Raw genomic sequence first — 14808 nt, forward strand, 5'->3', positions numbered from 1 at the left:
CGTGGCTGGCGTTGAAACGGAGAGAAGGCGGGGAAAAAAGAGGCAGAGGTGGTTTTGGGTGCCTGTTTTAAGGGCTTTTTATCAACTGATGATTAAATGGGCATCAAAAGGTCCGGAGTGCTTTATTTTTGAGCGAACAGCGAAGCGCCGTGTGACAGCAAGTTCAGGGCATGATCGCGCGCCGCAATGCGGACCTTATCACGTCCCAACGCCCCGAATTCGACCGTTTCGGTCTTTGTCTTCTGCCCGTCGGCTGCGAGCCCAAAGCAAACACGGCCTTCCGGCTTGAATTCAGATCCGCCGGGGCCTGCGATGCCGGTGATCGAAACGGTCAGTTGGGCCTGCGAGTTCTTCAATGCACCCTCTGCCATCTCCAGCGCGACTTCTTCGGACACAGCACCATGGGTTTCCAGAGTCTCGGCATTTACGCCCAGCATCTGTTGCTTAGCGTCATTGGTGTAAGTGACAAAACCGCGATCCACTACGGCCGAGCTGCCTGGAACATCTGTCAGTGCAGCGGCGACCATACCGCCAGTGCAGCTTTCGGCTGTGGCGATCATCACGCCTTGCGTCTTGGCGCGATCTAGCAGATCGGCGACCGTCATAGACCCAGAACTCCGTGCGAGATGCCGGCTAGGATCAACACGCCGATCCCGGCAAAGGCGCCGGCGATGACGTCGTCAAGCATCACCCCCATCGCATCCCCCTTGCGGTCCGCCCAACCGACAGGGCCGGGTTTGGTGATGTCGAACAAGCGAAACAACAGGAAACCCGCGATCAAGCCGGGCCAAAGGGCGGTGATATCAATTCCATGTGCCCAAGATGGGTAGGAAATAGCCCAAAGCGCAATGAATTGCCCTGCAACCTCGTCAATGACGATTTCGGACGGGTCGTGATCGTCCTGTCCCGCTGTCATCACCTGCGTGGCCCACAGGCCGCCGACGAAAACTGCGACAGTGGCGAGGACCAGCAATGGAAAGCCGCCAAGAGTATGAAGGGCCCAAGCCAGGGGCAGGGCGGCCAGAGATCCCCATGTTCCGGGTGCAGGGCGCAGGTAACCCACGCCGCAAACAGTTCCGATCAAGCGCGCCGCGTTCACGATTTCACCAGACAAGCTGTGGCCAGCGAGGCGATGCCTTCGCTGCGCCCGGTAAAGCCCAGACGTTCAGACGTGGTCGCCTTCACCGAGACCTGATCTGCCCGCAACCCCATGAGCCGGGCCATTTCCGCGCGCATTGCAGGCGCGTGCGGGCCTATTTTGGGAAACTCGCATACCAGTGTGCAATCAACATTCGAGATGCTGAAACCCATCTGCCCAGCCAGCTCGACCGCGTGGCGCAGGAAGATCTCGCTTGCCGCGCCTTTCCATTGTGGGTCCGATGGCGGGAAGTGTTGACCGATATCGCCTTGTGCCAGCGCACCATAGATCGCATCGGTAACCGCGTGCATACCCACATCCGCATCGGAATGGCCCTGCAGCCCCCGGTCATGTGGAACCTTCACCCCGCACAGGATTACGTGATCTCCGTCGCCGAACCGATGCACGTCGTATCCGTTGCCCAGCCTTACATCCATTTCTTTTCCCAATATACGTTCCGCCCGGGCAAAATCCTCGGGTCTGGTGATTTTGATGTTGTCCGCATCGCCTGCCACAATGGCCACGTCCATACCTGCCGCGCGGGCGACCTCGACATCGTCTGCTGCGCCGCCGGGGTGGGCAGCATGTGCCGCAACAATCGCATCGTAGTGAAAACCCTGCGGGGTCTGTGCCGCAAAAAGACCCGTCCGGTCCTGTGATCCCGTAACGACGGCTCCATCGCCGGTCCAAAGTGCATCTGTGACCGCCAGACCGGGGGCCGCAGCTTCATGCCGGATCAGGGCCGCCAGCACGTCCTGAATGGTCCTGCGGCTGACGCAGGGGCGGGCGATATCGTGGACCAAGACATGCTCGACCCCAAGGTCGGCAAGTGAATCAAGGCCATTTCGCACCGATCCAGCGCGATCATGGCCTCCTTTTGTAAGCAAAAGATCCGAGCCGGAAAACTCATCCCATGCGGCTAGGTCATCCTCGGATAGCACCAGAACGATATGCTCGACCTGTTCGCGAAACTGGTCGATCGTCCAATCCGCGACCCGGCGTCCGGCTAAGGGACGCCATTGCTTGGGCATACCGCCTCCGGCGCGCAATCCGCGTCCTGCGGCGACGATGATGGCGGCGGTGGTCATAGGGGTGAATTCTCCGGTGATTTTGCAGCATTGTTTATGCTGCGGTGAATGTAGAGGCAATCACCCGCGTCAAGGTGCTTAAAAATTAAGCAGATGATGATTTTGCAAGCTTGTTTTCGGCCGTTTTGTTGTTCATATGCGCGGAATTCGATATCAAAGCCGCAACTGCCCAAGGATTAAGCACGTTGACCCTCCAACTCGCTGACAAAACCCTGAACCCGCCAGTGATGCTGGCCCCAATGGCCGGGATTACTGATCGACCGTTCCGTGATCTGGTGATGCGCTTCGGCGCGGGTATGGTCGTAAGCGAGATGGTTGCTAGTCAGGAAATGGTGCAAGCCAAACCGGGCGTGCGTGAACGGGCCGAGCTGTCTGCTGACGTGGAAAACACCGCCGTTCAACTGGCCGGACGCGAATCGCATTGGATGGCCGAAGCCGCGCGGCAGGTGGCCGATCGCGGGGCGCGTGTGATCGACATCAACATGGGTTGCCCGGCGAAGAAGGTGACCAATGGCTATTCCGGTTCAGCGCTGCTTAAAACGCCGGATCACGCGCTGACGCTGATCGAAGCGGTGGTCGCGGCAGTTGATATCCCGGTCACTTTGAAAACCCGTCTGGGCTGGGATGACAACCTGCTGAATGCGCCGGACGTGGCGCGCCGGGCGCAGGATGCGGGTATCCGAATGGTGACGATCCACGGGCGAACACGGTGCCAGTTCTACAAGGGCCACGCAAACTGGCAAGCAATCCGGGCGGTGAAAGAGGCGGTGTCGATTCCCGTCATTGCCAACGGGGATATCGTGAATTCGAACGCAGCGCGCACGGCTTTGGACCAGTCAGGTGCCGATGGTGTCATGGTCGGGCGCGGAGCGCAGGGCAAGCCGTGGTTGCTGGCCCAGATCTGCCACGATTTGTATGGCGCGCCAGCGCCGGTCGTTCCTGCCAATGCAGACTTGATTGGCATGGTGCGCGGCCACTATGAGGCGATGCTGGCCTTTTACGGCACTGATCTGGGTCTGCGCGTGGCGCGCAAACATTTGGGCTGGTACATGGATGAGGCCGGCACCCCGGCCACATTGCGCCGGGCGGTGTTAACTTCGCGGGATACAGCCGAGGTACTGCACCTGTTGAGGGATGCCCTGACTAGTGACGCGGAGGCGGCAGCATGACCTCGGATCAGAGCATCTGGACCTCCCTTCCAGTTCCGGCCTTCATTATTGATGCAGATGACCGGATTGCGGATGTGAATTCCGCCGGAGAAGGGTTTCTGAACGCATCCCGCAATGCTGTCATCGGTCACCCGGTTTGGGACCAGATTGCTGTGGATGCCCCACTGGAAGAGGCGTTTTTGCGCGCGCGCCAACAGGGCACTCCGCTGTTCGTGAATGATGTGGATGTGGGATCGGGCAATCGGGCTCCGTTGCAGTGCGCTTTGCAAATTGCACCGCTGCTTGGGCATCCTGGTTCAATGATCATGACCATGTCCCCGCGTGAACTGGCTGGACGGATGACACGGGGCAACACCGTAAAGTCGGCTGCCCAATCCGCGATTGGCATGGCCGAGATGCTTGCGCATGAAATCAAGAACCCGCTGGCAGGGATTACCGGGGCCGCGCAGCTGCTTAGCATGAATATCAATCAGGAAGATATTGAACTTACAGACCTTATCGTTGCCGAAAGCCGCCGTATTGTGAAGTTGTTAGAGCAGGTCGAACAGTTTGGCAACCTGACCCAGCCGGACTTTAAGCCGGTCAATATTCATGACGTTCTGGACCGCGCGCGGCGGTCAGCACTGTTGGGTTTTGGCGCGCATATGACGATTATCGAGGATTACGACCCTTCGTTGCCGCTGGCCTATGGTGACCCGGATCAACTTTTGCAGGTGGTGCTGAACCTGCTCAAGAATGCATCCGAGGCGTCTCCCAAAGGTGGCACCATTCGTCTGCGGACATACTTCGAACACTCGTTCCGCCTGCGTCGCAGCGACGGGTCGGGGCATTCCTTGCCGCTGCAGATCGAAATCATCGATGACGGCCCAGGACTACCGGACAAGATCCGCAGCGACATTTTCGATCCGTTCGTGTCGGGCAAGGAAAACGGCACCGGCCTTGGACTGGCGCTGGTCAGCAAAATCATCTCGGACCACGACGGCTGGATATTGGCCGAGTCGGTTCCCGGACACACCGTATTTCGACTGTCGCTCAGGCGCGCACCGCGCGACGAAACCTGAGACGCACAGCTGCGCAGAATAAGTAAGGAGAGCACCCGATGGATGGCACAGTACTGGTCGCAGACGACGATCGCACAATCCGAACCGTACTGACTCAGGCGCTGACACGGGCCGGGTGCAAGGTGCATGCGACATCCTCGCTGACAACTCTGATGCGCTGGGTCGGCGAGGGCAAAGGGGATGTCGTTATTTCGGACGTAGTCATGCCGGATGGTAACGGGCTCGAGATGCTGCCCAAGATCGCGCAGGACCGTCCGGGGCTTCCGGTCATTGTGATCTCGGCGCAGAACACGATTATGACGGCGATTCAGGCGGCCGAGGCAGATGCGTATGACTATCTGCCGAAGCCCTTTGATTTGCCTGATTTGATGAAGCGGACTGCACGTGCGCTGGAGCAAAAGCAGCGCATTCAGGCGGATGCGATCGTACCTGTTGATGAACGCCCTGAAGAATTGCCGCTAGTCGGGCGCACTCCGGGCATGCAGGCACTGTATCGCCTTGTGGCGCGGGTGATGAACACCGATCTGTCGGTGATGATTTCTGGTGAAAGTGGGACCGGTAAGTCATTAATTTCACGGGCTATTCACGATTTTTCGGATCGTCGAACGTTGCCCTTTGTCACTGCAACCGCCGGTGACTTGCGTGATCTTGAAGGACCTGCGCGCATAATGGCCCGGGTGCGCGGTGGCACTCTGCTGATTGATGAGATTGCCGATATCGAGGATGAGGTTCAGGCGCGCATTGTCCGAATGATGGACACACCCGGTGACCATCTTCCGCGGTTCATGGCGACCAGCCAGTCGAACCTGACCGAAGCAATGGAAAGTGGGCGCGTGCGTCAGGATCTTTACTATCGGCTGTGCGGGGCGACAATTCATGTGCCAGCGCTGCGCGAGCGCGTCGACGATATAACACTATTGGCCGATCACTTTCTTGCGCGCGAAGAGCGGGAACATGGCACAAAGCGCTGGCTCAGCGCAGAAGCAGTGGAAATGGTGCGGCGGTATTCCTGGCCCGGCAACGTTCGACAGTTGGAAAACGCGATCCGGCGTCTGAGCCTGACCAGCAGAGCCGAAGAAATCTCGAAATCCGAGGTTGAGATGGTTCTTGGCAGCCAACCCGAAGCGGAACCGATTCTGGGCGACGGAGAAAGGGAAAAATTATCGGCCTCTGTGGCTCGTCATTTGCGCCGCTACTTCGATCTGCACGGCAATTTATTGCCGCCTCCCGGCCTATATCAACGTATCTTGCGCGAAGTTGAGGCCCCCTTGATCGAACAGGCGTTGGACGCAACTGGCGGAAATCAGGCGAAATGTGCGGATTTGTTGGGGATCAACAGGAATACGCTGCGCAAAAAAATCACTGATCTCGATATTCAGGTGACACGCAGACGCAAACTGATGTAATATCGCCACACAAAGCGTGGCATCCGGGTACAGGCCCGGCAAGGACCACGAGATATGGCGGTAAGCCGCGAAAGCGGCACATCAGGATGAGGGCAGACGGTGGCAACCCGAGCACAGAGCGGGCTGATCCTATCGATTGATCGGTGGCGGAAATCCCGAAAACTGCGCAATTTTAGCACCTTGGGGCTAGTCCTTTTGGGGCCGCTTTTGGCGTTGGCTACCTATCTGGTCATCGGCCCGTTCGATTTGGGGTCCGCGGCGCCGACACTACGGCTGATTCTGCTGGCCGATCTGGTTTATGTGCTGGTCGTCGCAGCGCTGGTGTTGGGGCAGGTATTCAGTCTGATCGCTGCGCGCCGGGCAAAATCTGCTGGTTCTCGTCTGCACTTGCGGCTGATTGGTGCGTTCACCTTGCTGGCCCTTGTGCCGACGGTGACCGTCGCGATCTTTGCCGGCCTGACGGTGAATATCGGGCTTGAGGGCTGGTTCTCGGACCGGGTCCGTCAAGTTGTCGGATCATCCCTGTCGGCCGCAGAAGCCTATGAGCTTGAGCATCGCAGCGGTCTGACGCAGGACGCAGTCGTTCTTTCCCGCTTCCTCGACAATGCGCGCACGGTGGATTTCTACATCTCGGACGCCGAATTGCGCGAGGTTTTGGCTCAGGGTCAATCGCAGATTCAGAGAGGCCTGCGCGAGGCCTATGTCATTGATGGCAGTGGCGAAATCAAATCCCGCGGCGACCGGTCCTATCTGTTCAACTATGAGCCGCCGACGCCTGAGCAGATGGTCGAGGCCACCGACAATGGCCTGATGATCATCGCCGATTGGCAAAACAATGAATTCCGCGCGCTAGTGCCGTTGCAGGCTTATCTGGACCGTTACCTGTATGTTAGCCGCGAAGTAGATGGCGAACTGTTGAAACTGCTGGATGACACCAAGGAAACGGTTCAATTCTACCAACAGCTTGAAAGCGAAAGGGGGCGGGTTCTTTTCGAGTTCGGGCTTTTGTACCTGGGCTTTGCGGTCATCCTGATCCTTGCCGCAATGTCGTTGGGCATGTGGTTCGCCGAACGGCTGTCGCGCCCGGTTGGCCGTTTAACCACCGCTGCGCAAAGAGTCGGAGCCGGGGACCTCAGCGTTCAGGTCATCGAAGAAGCCAGCGATGACGAGATCGCAATGTTAGGCCGTTATTTCAATCAGATGACGCGACAACTTAAAGGGCAGCGTGACACGTTGCTGGAAAACACACGACAGATCGAGCGCCGCCGCCGCCTGTTCGATTCCGTGCTCAGTTCGGTGACTTCAGGCGTGGTTGGCGTCGACTCGGATGGATGTGTCACCTTTGTGAACCGCTCGGCAGAACGTCTTTTGGATTGGTCTCGCGGCGAGGAACACTTGGCCATCGGCATCGCAGTTCCCGAATTTCTTCCCCTATTCGAAAGTCTGAAAGACAGCGGTCAGGAAGCTGTGCAGGGCGAGATCAAGGTCACGCGAAAGGGAAGACTGGAAAACCTGCTGGTTCGGATGGCGATCCGGCGCGGCGAAGATGGCGGTTTGGAAGGGTACGTGGTAGCCTTCGATGACGTGACAGATCTGGTCAGCGCGCAGCGTATGGCGGCTTGGGGTGATGTGGCCCGCCGAATTGCGCATGAGATAAAGAATCCTTTGACGCCCATCCAACTCAGTGCAGAGCGGATCAAGCGCAAGTTCTCTCGTAAACTGGACGAAGAAGATTGCGACAGCCTAGTTTCAATGACCGATGTGATTGTGCGGCAGACCAACGATTTGCGGCGTATCGTGGATGAATTCTCGAAGTTTGCGCGGATGCCAGAGCCGGATCGGCGTGAGGAAGATATCGTTGGCTTGGTCCGAGAAGCCGTTTTATTGCAGCAGGCCGGACAGCCAGATGTGCAGATTGACGCGACCCTGCCAGAGCAGCCTATCCTGGCCGATGTGGACGCGACTATGTTGAATCAAGCGTTGACGAACTTGATAAAGAACGCGGGAGAAGCAATTGAAACGTTGAAGAAAAAAGGCCCGCCGGAAACCCTGAAACCCCAGATTAAGGTGGGCATTTCCAACGATGACGCGGGTACGGTCATTACAATTGCGGACAATGGCATAGGGCTGCCCGAAGATCGGGCACGGTTGTTTGAACCTTATGTCACCACGCGCGACGAGGGTACGGGTTTGGGCCTGCCTATCGTCAAGAAAATAATAGAAGAACACGGCGGAGCGCTGACTCTTGAGGATGCGCCCGTATTTGACGGACAGGACCATTTCGGTGCGATGGCCATGATCCGTTTGCCGGGGGGCAAATTTTCCCAAACTGCAGCGCCACAAAAGCAGGCAATTCATACTAACAAACTGAAAGCAGGCCAAAGATGAGCGACATTCTGATCGTAGATGACGAACGCGATATTCGCGAGCTGGTGTCCGACATTCTGGAGGACGAAGGCTATTCAACCCGACTGGCGGCAAACTCTGACGAGTGTATGTCGTCGATCAATTCCGAACCGCCGGGTCTTTTGATCCTTGATATCTGGCTGAAGGATAGCCGGATGGACGGGATTGATATCCTGAAAGCGGTCAAACGGGACAATCCCGATGTGCCGGTGGTGATCATTTCTGGCCACGGCAACATTGAGATTGCCGTGGCGGCTATTAAGCAGGGCGCTTATGACTTTATTGAAAAGCCGTTTAACATCGACCAGTTGATGGTGGTGATACGCCGCGCCATGGAAACCTCGCGCTTGCGTCGCGAGAACGCCTCGCTCAAGCGTCGCGAGGTCACCAACTCGGATATGATCGGCAAATCCGCATCGTTTCGGGCAATGCAAAGCCAGCTGGACAAGGTCACCAAGTCAAATGGCCGCGTGATGCTGAGCGGCCCGGCCGGATCGGGTAAAGAAATTGCCGCGCGGTATATTCACGCCCATTCAAATCGCGCCAATGCGCCATTCGTCACCGTCAACTGCGCCGGGATCGAACCCGAGCGCGTCGAGGAAGTGTTGTTTGGACGCGAGTCATCCGAACGCGGAATCGAATCCGGTTTGCTGGAAGAAGCCCATGGTGGCGTGATCTATTTTGACGAAGTGGCAGACATGCCTTTGGGGACGCAGTCCAAGATTCTGCGGGTTCTGGTCGACCAGCAATTTCAAAGGGTAGGTGGGTCTGACAAGGTCCGTGTGGATCTTAGGGTCATATCGTCGACAAACCGCGATCTGGAGGCCGAGATTGAAGCCGACCGGTTCCGCGAAGAGCTGTATCATCGACTGAACGTTGTTCCGATCGCGGTGCCTTCGATGGAGGATCGGCGCGAGGATATTCCGGTTCTGGCACAGCATTTTATCGAAATGTGCAACGAATCCCAAGGCTTGCCAATTCGGGAGATTTCGGAAGAGGCTGTGGCGTTGTTGCAGACTATGACCTGGCCCGGCAATGTGCGTCAGTTGAAGAACCTGATCGAGCGCGTCTTGATCCTGGGGGACGGAACAGGTCCGATCGAAGCGCGTGAATTGCCGACCGAAGAAGAAAAAACCGACGACTCGGGCCGCGTGGTTTTGTCAGGTGCACTTGCAACGCTGCCGCTGCGCGAAGCGCGTGAGGCATTCGAGCGTGAGTACCTGCTGACCCAGATAAACCGCTTTGGCGGCAATATCAGCCGGACCGCCAGCTTTGTGGGCATGGAACGCAGTGCGCTGCATCGCAAGCTGAAATCGCTTGGTGTTGTGACCTCGAACAAGTCCGGGGCGCGGGTGGCACAAATCGACGAACCAGAACCGGCGGAGTGATCCGCCGGGGCTTTACCCTGCCTGACCTGGGTTGATGATCTGAAACGAGCCGTCGTCGAATTTCACATAGCAGGATTGGGTTCCCAGCGGCGGCAGTTTCGTAGTGCGGGCTTGGGGAACCTGTGACTTTACGCTTTGCTTGCAGGGCGGCAGGCTGACCGGGCGATAGCCCTTTTTCGCCATGCACTGTGCCTCGACCTGATTGCGCAGACCCTCGTTGACATCGACTGTGTAAACCTGCCCGGGTTGCCACCAACCGGGCGAGCGATAGCAATGTCCCCGGCCATCGCAATAGGTGCGCCCCGGCCAATATGTGGGCGGGCTTTGGCGCACTTGATTGGCGACGGGAACCTGATTTACGGCCTGAACCTGACATTGCGTGGTCTCGGACTGCGCGCGCGATACGCTTTCCCCCTCGCGATAGTATAACGATAACGGGCCGCTGCATGCGGACAAGACAGTCAGTGGAAGAAGCAGGTGAAGTACTGATTTCATAGGGTTATCTTGCCCCAGCTTTGTCTAAATGACAATTCAATTGACCGCTATGGGGGCATCTGTCATTCAAGGATTTCAGGCAGAAGGGCCAGAAACATGAAGGTCATCATATGCGGTGCCGGTCAGGTCGGCTGGCAGATCGCACGGCACTTGTCGGGCGAACTGAATGACGTAACGGTGGTGGACAACAATCCCGATCTGGTGCGCCGGGCAACGGAAACGTTGGATGTTCAGGGGATTGCTGGGTTCGCAAGCTATCCTGACGTGCTTGAGCGTGCAGGCGCGCGTGACGCAGATATGATCATCGCAGCAACCCATTCGGACGAGGTGAACATGGTCACCTGTCAGATGGCACACTCGATCTTTTCCATCCAACGCAAGATCGCGCGTCTACGTGCGAAATCCTATCTGCAAGCGATCCACTCGGACCTGTTTCGCCGCGACCACCTGCCAATTGACGTGGTGATCAGCCCCGAGCGTGAAGTCGCAGCCGCCGCCATGCGCCGCCTGTCGGCACCGTCGGCTTTTGATACCGAAATGTTCATGGACGGGCAGGCGCAGTTGTTGGGTATTCGCATCGACGAAGACTGTCCCATCGTAAACACCCCGTTGCGCCAACTCACGGACCTGTTTTCCACGCTCAGCTCAATCGTCGTCGGTGTTCGGCGGGATGGAACGCTGTTTGCGCCCGAATCCGAAGATCAGCTGTTTGTCGGCGACGAATGCTATGTCTTTACCAATGTCAAAGACGTGGACCGCACGATGGAGGTTTTCGGCAAGACCCACAAAAAGCAGGACCGCGTGGTAATTGTGGGCGGCGGAAATGTCGGTCTGGAAGTTGCCCGAACGCTGGAAGAACGTGAAAGCCGTGTGCGTGCCAAGGTGATCGAGCGTGATCGCCAAAGCGCTGAAATAGCAGCCGAAACGCTGGAACGGACGATTGTCCTGAATGGCGACGGGCTTGATGCCGCATTGCTGCGCGAGGCCGGGATCGAACGCGCGGACGCGATGTTGGCGGTGACGGATGACGACCGTGCCAACATGCTGGCGGCTGTCCGAGCCAAGGCTGAAGGATGCGCTTTGGCGATTGCGCTGATCAACGATCCCAGCATGGTAGCCCTGATGGGACCGCTGGGGATCGACGCTTATATCAACCCGCGTGCGACCACAGTCAGCTCGATCCTGCGCCATATTCGTCACGGGCGGGTGCGGCAGGTTTATTCCATCGGTGATGCCGAGGCCGAAGTGATCGAGGCCGAGGTGCTGTCGACCTCGCCAATGGCGGGGCAAAAGCTGCGAGACATTGATTTTCCCGAAGGTGTTTTGGTCGGCGCTGTCCGAAAGGGTGATGAGCTTTTACGTCCGACCGGCAGCTTGCGGATTGATGAAAAGGATGTGGTGGCGATCTTTGCCATGGCCAAAGACGTGCCCGAGGTCGAACGCCTGATGCAGGTTTCAATCGATTTCTTCTGATGGCGCGCGCTCGGAGACAACAGATCACATTGATACAGCGGTTGCCGCTGTTTCTTTTGATCTGGGGAATCGCAGCACTGTCGATGTGGGTTCCGGCGGTATATGCGCTGGCGCTGGACGATCATGATACCTCCCGTTCATTTTTCTATTCCGGTTTGTTGGGGCTGTTCGTGGTGTCCACAATCGCTGTGGCTGCATCAAACCGCGTGCCGCGACGTGGGACGCTGGGGCAACTGGCCGTTTTGCTGGGCTGTTTTACGGTTTTGCCGCTGTTTCTGGCAATTCCGCTGCATGATGCCTTGGGTACGACCACTTTTTTGAACGCGTATTTCGATATGGTCAGCGCCGTAACCACGACCGGAGCGGATCTGTTTCCGGACCCCGATCGCCTGACTGCACCGCTGCACCTGTGGCGCGCTTTGGTCGGTTGGATGGGTGGTTTGCTGATGTGGATTGCAGCGGCTGCTATCCTGGCCCCTCTGTCACTGGGCGGGTTCGAGATTACGGCGCGCGGTCAGCCCGGTCGACCCGTTTCGGGCGTGGCGCAAAGCGAAGAGGTTGATCCGCGTGGTCGTCTGATCCGCGTAACGCGAACGTTGACACCAGTTTATGCCGGTCTGACCGCAGTCATATGTATCCTTCTGATGATCGCGGGCGAAAACGGTCTGACAGCTGTGTGTCACGCGATGTCGACAATGGCCACGTCTGGGATTTCTCCGGTCGGCGGGCTGGAGGGCGCGCAAGCTGGAATAACGGGCGAGGCGATCATGTTTCTCTTCCTGTTCTTCGCCTTATCGCGGTTGACCTTTTCCACCGACACGGCGACCACAGGCTATTCCCGGTTGGACAAAGACCCAGAATTCCGCATTGGACTAATGATCGTGTGTTTTGTCGCGGTGTTGTTGTTTGCGCGCGTCTGGGCCGGGGTGCTTGAGATCGGCAATCAGTTGGAACCGCTTCAGGCGCTTGGCGTGATCTGGGGCATGATTTTTACGGCGCTCGCATTCCTGACTACCGCCGGGTTTGAAAGCGCTAACTGGAACGATGCGCAGCAATTGTCTGGTCTGGGCACCCCTGGGCTGATCCTGATGGGCCTCGCACTGATCGGTGGGGGGGTGGCAACGACCGCGGGCGGGGTAAAACTGTTGCGGGTCTTTGCCTTGTATCTAAACGGCGCGCGCGAGATTGATCGGTTGATCTACCCCTCATCTGTCAGCGGTCTTGGAGGCGGTAACCGGCGCATTCAAAGTGACGGGGCCTTTATTGCCTGGATCTTCCTGATGATGTTCGCCCTGACCGCTGCGCTGTTCAATTTGTTGCTGGCTGCGATGGGATCGGGGTTTGAACAGGCCATGGTCCTTAGTGTTGCTGCGCTCAGCACGACCGGGCCATTGATCGAACTGGCCACCGATGTCCCCATCCGTCTGGTCGATTTGCCGTGGGGCGCAAAGCTGACTATGTGCGCGGCAATGGTGATCGGACGACTGGAAACATTGGCGATCATTGCGCTGATTACGCCAACCCTCTGGCGAGACTAAGAATCCTCACCTTTGCTGACTCCTTATTTTTCATCTGGAATATCGGTTAACTCCACTCCATACTCTGCCAGAGGGAGCGCGTTGGTCCGCAGCGCGTAGCAAGAACAATGGCGAGATTATAAAAATATGGCTTCGGACAGACAGAATCTGCAGGACGCGTTCCTGAACAATGTACGGAAAGCAAAGGTCCCGGTCACAATTTTCCTGATCAACGGTGTGAAATTGCAGGGTGTCATCACCTGGTTCGACAATTTCTGCGTATTGTTGCGCCGCGACGGACAGTCGCAGCTGGTCTACAAACACGCGATTTCGACGATCATGCCGTCGCAGCCGATCAGCCTGTATGAGGGCGAAGACGCCTCTTGATGGAACATGACAGGACGCGCACCCGGGCTTGGGTGCTGCATCCGGAAATCAAATCAGATGAACAGCGCCGTGTTCCTGAACCGGCGCTGGAAGAAGCGGTGGCTTTGGCTGCCGCTTTGCCCGATCTGGATGTGATCGGTTCCGATATCGTGCGCCTTCAGCGCGCTCAACCGGGGCTGTTGTTCGGTAGCGGCAAGATCGAAGAACTTGGCGAACAGTTTCATGACGCCGAAGTCGAATTGGTGCTGATTGATGGCCCCGTGACGCCAGTCCAACAGCGCAATCTGGAAAAGGCATGGAAGGTCAAGATCCTCGATCGCACCGGCTTGATTCTTGAGATTTTTAGCGATCGTGCGCGCACCCGTGAAGGTGTCTTGCAGGTCGAAATGGCTGCGCTCAGCTATCAACGGACGCGTTTGGTCCGCGCCTGGACGCACCTTGAACGGCAGCGGGGCGGATTGGGCTTTGTCGGCGGCCCGGGTGAAACGCAGATTGAGGCTGACCGCCGGGCTATTGACGATCAGCTTGTGCGTCTGCGACGTCAATTGCAGAAGGTGATCAAGACACGAACCCTGCATCGTGCGGCGCGCGCCAAGGTACCGTATCCGATTGTCGCCCTTGTGGGATATACGAACGCCGGTAAATCGACACTGTTCAACCGTCTGACCGGGGCCGAGGTGATGGCCAAGGACATGCTGTTTGCCACGTTGGACCCGACCATGCGGCGGGTCGAATTGCCTGATGGCCCCGAGGTGATCTTGTCAGACACGGTGGGTTTCATCTCGAACCTGCCGACCGAACTTGTGGCCGCCTTTCGCGCCACGCTCGAAGAGGTGCTGGGCGCAGATATCGTCGTGCATGTGCGCGATATCAGCCATGAGGAAACCGAAGCACAGGCGCAGGATGTCGAAACCATTCTGACCTCGTTGGGCGTTGATGACGAACGGCCCCGGCTTGAGGTCTGGAACAAGATCGATCTGCTGAACGATGATGAACGCGAGGCCACTTTTGCTCGCGCCGACCGCGATCCGTCGATCTTTGCCATTTCTGCTGTGACCGGTGAAGGCCTCGAACCGCTTCTGGCCGAGATTGCCGTCAAATTGCAGGGTGTACGTCACGAGACAGTCCTGTCGCTGGGCTTTGCCGAGGGCGACAAGCGCGCGTGGTTGTTCCGTCAGGATGTCATTCGATCCGAAGAGCAGACCGATGATGGGTTTCAGATCACCGTCCTGTGGACTGACAAACAGGCGGCGCAGTACGCCGCGCTTTGATCAATCAGC

At 57.6% G+C, this 14808-nt stretch carries 13 protein-coding genes; 9 read left to right on the forward strand and 4 right to left on the reverse strand.

Going from position 1 to position 14808, the window contains the following annotated elements:
* Positions 1-122 precede the first annotated feature (122 nt).
* The 3 genes from GOW92_RS00415 to GOW92_RS00425 are packed head-to-tail and all read right to left on the reverse strand — an operon-like array spanning position 123 to position 2226.
* Positions 123-605, reverse strand: a complete 483-nt coding sequence (locus tag GOW92_RS00415) for a CinA family protein (RefSeq protein ID WP_170557014.1) — start codon at positions 603-605, stop codon at positions 123-125.
* On the reverse strand, positions 602-1099 hold the full coding sequence (locus GOW92_RS00420) for a phosphatidylglycerophosphatase A family protein (RefSeq protein ID WP_170557015.1): 498 nt from the start codon (positions 1097-1099) through the stop codon (positions 602-604). The genes GOW92_RS00415 and GOW92_RS00420 overlap by 4 nt, the downstream gene beginning before the upstream one ends.
* Positions 1096-2226: a bifunctional 2-C-methyl-D-erythritol 4-phosphate cytidylyltransferase/2-C-methyl-D-erythritol 2,4-cyclodiphosphate synthase gene (locus tag GOW92_RS00425; protein ID WP_170557017.1), complete on the reverse strand. Its 1131-nt coding sequence runs from the start codon at positions 2224-2226 to the stop codon at positions 1096-1098. The genes GOW92_RS00420 and GOW92_RS00425 overlap by 4 nt, the downstream gene beginning before the upstream one ends.
* 185 nt (positions 2227-2411) lie before the next feature.
* Between GOW92_RS00425 and dusB the strand changes: the two genes are divergently transcribed.
* The 5 genes from dusB (at position 2412) to ntrX (ending at position 9656) form a co-directional block, all read left to right on the forward strand.
* Positions 2412-3395 carry a tRNA dihydrouridine synthase DusB gene (gene dusB / locus GOW92_RS00430; protein WP_302477264.1) on the forward strand — a complete coding sequence of 328 codons (984 nt, stop codon included), beginning with the start codon at positions 2412-2414 and terminating at the stop codon, positions 3393-3395.
* Positions 3392-4456, forward strand: coding sequence for a two-component system sensor histidine kinase NtrB (locus GOW92_RS00435; RefSeq protein WP_170557021.1), 1065 nt, complete (start codon positions 3392-3394; stop codon positions 4454-4456). Before dusB ends, GOW92_RS00435 begins: the two co-directional genes overlap by 4 nt.
* Positions 4457-4494: 38 nt before the next feature.
* Positions 4495-5862 (forward strand): response regulator, encoded by a 1368-nt coding sequence (locus tag GOW92_RS00440; protein WP_170557023.1) that lies wholly within the window; start codon positions 4495-4497, stop codon positions 5860-5862.
* 99 nt (positions 5863-5961) lie between these two features.
* Positions 5962-8250 (forward strand): sensor histidine kinase NtrY-like, encoded by a 2289-nt coding sequence (locus tag GOW92_RS00445; protein ID WP_170557025.1) that lies wholly within the window; start codon positions 5962-5964, stop codon positions 8248-8250.
* On the forward strand, positions 8247-9656 hold the full coding sequence (ntrX, locus tag GOW92_RS00450; RefSeq protein ID WP_170557027.1) for a nitrogen assimilation response regulator NtrX: 1410 nt from the start codon (positions 8247-8249) through the stop codon (positions 9654-9656). Before GOW92_RS00445 ends, ntrX begins: the two co-directional genes overlap by 4 nt.
* Before the next feature lie 12 nt (positions 9657-9668).
* Here the strand turns inward: ntrX and GOW92_RS00455 are convergent, their stop codons facing one another.
* Positions 9669-10151: a hypothetical protein gene (locus GOW92_RS00455; RefSeq protein WP_170557029.1), complete on the reverse strand. Its 483-nt coding sequence runs from the start codon at positions 10149-10151 to the stop codon at positions 9669-9671.
* Between the two features lie 96 nt (positions 10152-10247).
* On the opposite strand from GOW92_RS00455, the gene trkA reads away from it, so the two are divergent.
* The 4 genes from trkA (at position 10248) to hflX (ending at position 14799) form a co-directional block, all read left to right on the forward strand.
* A complete protein-coding gene (gene trkA / locus GOW92_RS00460) occupies positions 10248-11624 on the forward strand; it encodes a Trk system potassium transporter TrkA (RefSeq protein WP_109311769.1) in 1377 nt (458 codons plus the stop codon).
* Positions 11624-13162, forward strand: coding sequence for a TrkH family potassium uptake protein (locus GOW92_RS00465; RefSeq protein ID WP_170557030.1), 1539 nt, complete (start codon positions 11624-11626; stop codon positions 13160-13162). The genes trkA and GOW92_RS00465 overlap by 1 nt, the downstream gene beginning before the upstream one ends.
* Before the next feature lie 126 nt (positions 13163-13288).
* Positions 13289-13528, forward strand: coding sequence for an RNA chaperone Hfq (hfq, locus tag GOW92_RS00470; RefSeq protein ID WP_010440340.1), 240 nt, complete (start codon positions 13289-13291; stop codon positions 13526-13528).
* On the forward strand, positions 13528-14799 hold the full coding sequence (gene hflX, locus GOW92_RS00475) for a GTPase HflX (RefSeq protein WP_170557032.1): 1272 nt from the start codon (positions 13528-13530) through the stop codon (positions 14797-14799). The genes hfq and hflX overlap by 1 nt, the downstream gene beginning before the upstream one ends.
* Positions 14800-14808: the final 9 nt, after the last annotated feature.

Source organism: Ruegeria atlantica, assembly GCF_013032505.1.
In the GTDB taxonomy this organism is placed as follows: domain Bacteria; phylum Pseudomonadota; class Alphaproteobacteria; order Rhodobacterales; family Rhodobacteraceae; genus Ruegeria; species Ruegeria atlantica_F.

What these genes read in the sequence shown, in the direction of transcription:
- GOW92_RS00415 (WP_170557014.1), bottom strand. Translation starts at nt 605, where the DNA reads ATGACGGTCGCCGATCTGCTAGATCGCGCCAAGACGCAAGGCGTGATG.
- GOW92_RS00425 (WP_170557017.1), bottom strand. Translation starts at nt 2,226, where the DNA reads ATGACCACCGCCGCCATCATCGTCGCCGCAGGACGCGGATTGCGCGCC.
- GOW92_RS00435 (WP_170557021.1), top strand. Translation starts at nt 3,392, where the DNA reads ATGACCTCGGATCAGAGCATCTGGACCTCCCTTCCAGTTCCGGCCTTC.
- GOW92_RS00440 (WP_170557023.1), top strand. Translation starts at nt 4,495, where the DNA reads ATGGATGGCACAGTACTGGTCGCAGACGACGATCGCACAATCCGAACC.
- ntrX (WP_170557027.1), top strand. Translation starts at nt 8,247, where the DNA reads ATGAGCGACATTCTGATCGTAGATGACGAACGCGATATTCGCGAGCTG.
- GOW92_RS00455 (WP_170557029.1), bottom strand. Translation starts at nt 10,151, where the DNA reads ATGAAATCAGTACTTCACCTGCTTCTTCCACTGACTGTCTTGTCCGCA.
- trkA (WP_109311769.1), top strand. Translation starts at nt 10,248, where the DNA reads ATGAAGGTCATCATATGCGGTGCCGGTCAGGTCGGCTGGCAGATCGCA.
- GOW92_RS00465 (WP_170557030.1), top strand. Translation starts at nt 11,624, where the DNA reads ATGGCGCGCGCTCGGAGACAACAGATCACATTGATACAGCGGTTGCCG.
- hfq (WP_010440340.1), top strand. Translation starts at nt 13,289, where the DNA reads ATGGCTTCGGACAGACAGAATCTGCAGGACGCGTTCCTGAACAATGTA.
- hflX (WP_170557032.1), top strand. Translation starts at nt 13,528, where the DNA reads ATGGAACATGACAGGACGCGCACCCGGGCTTGGGTGCTGCATCCGGAA.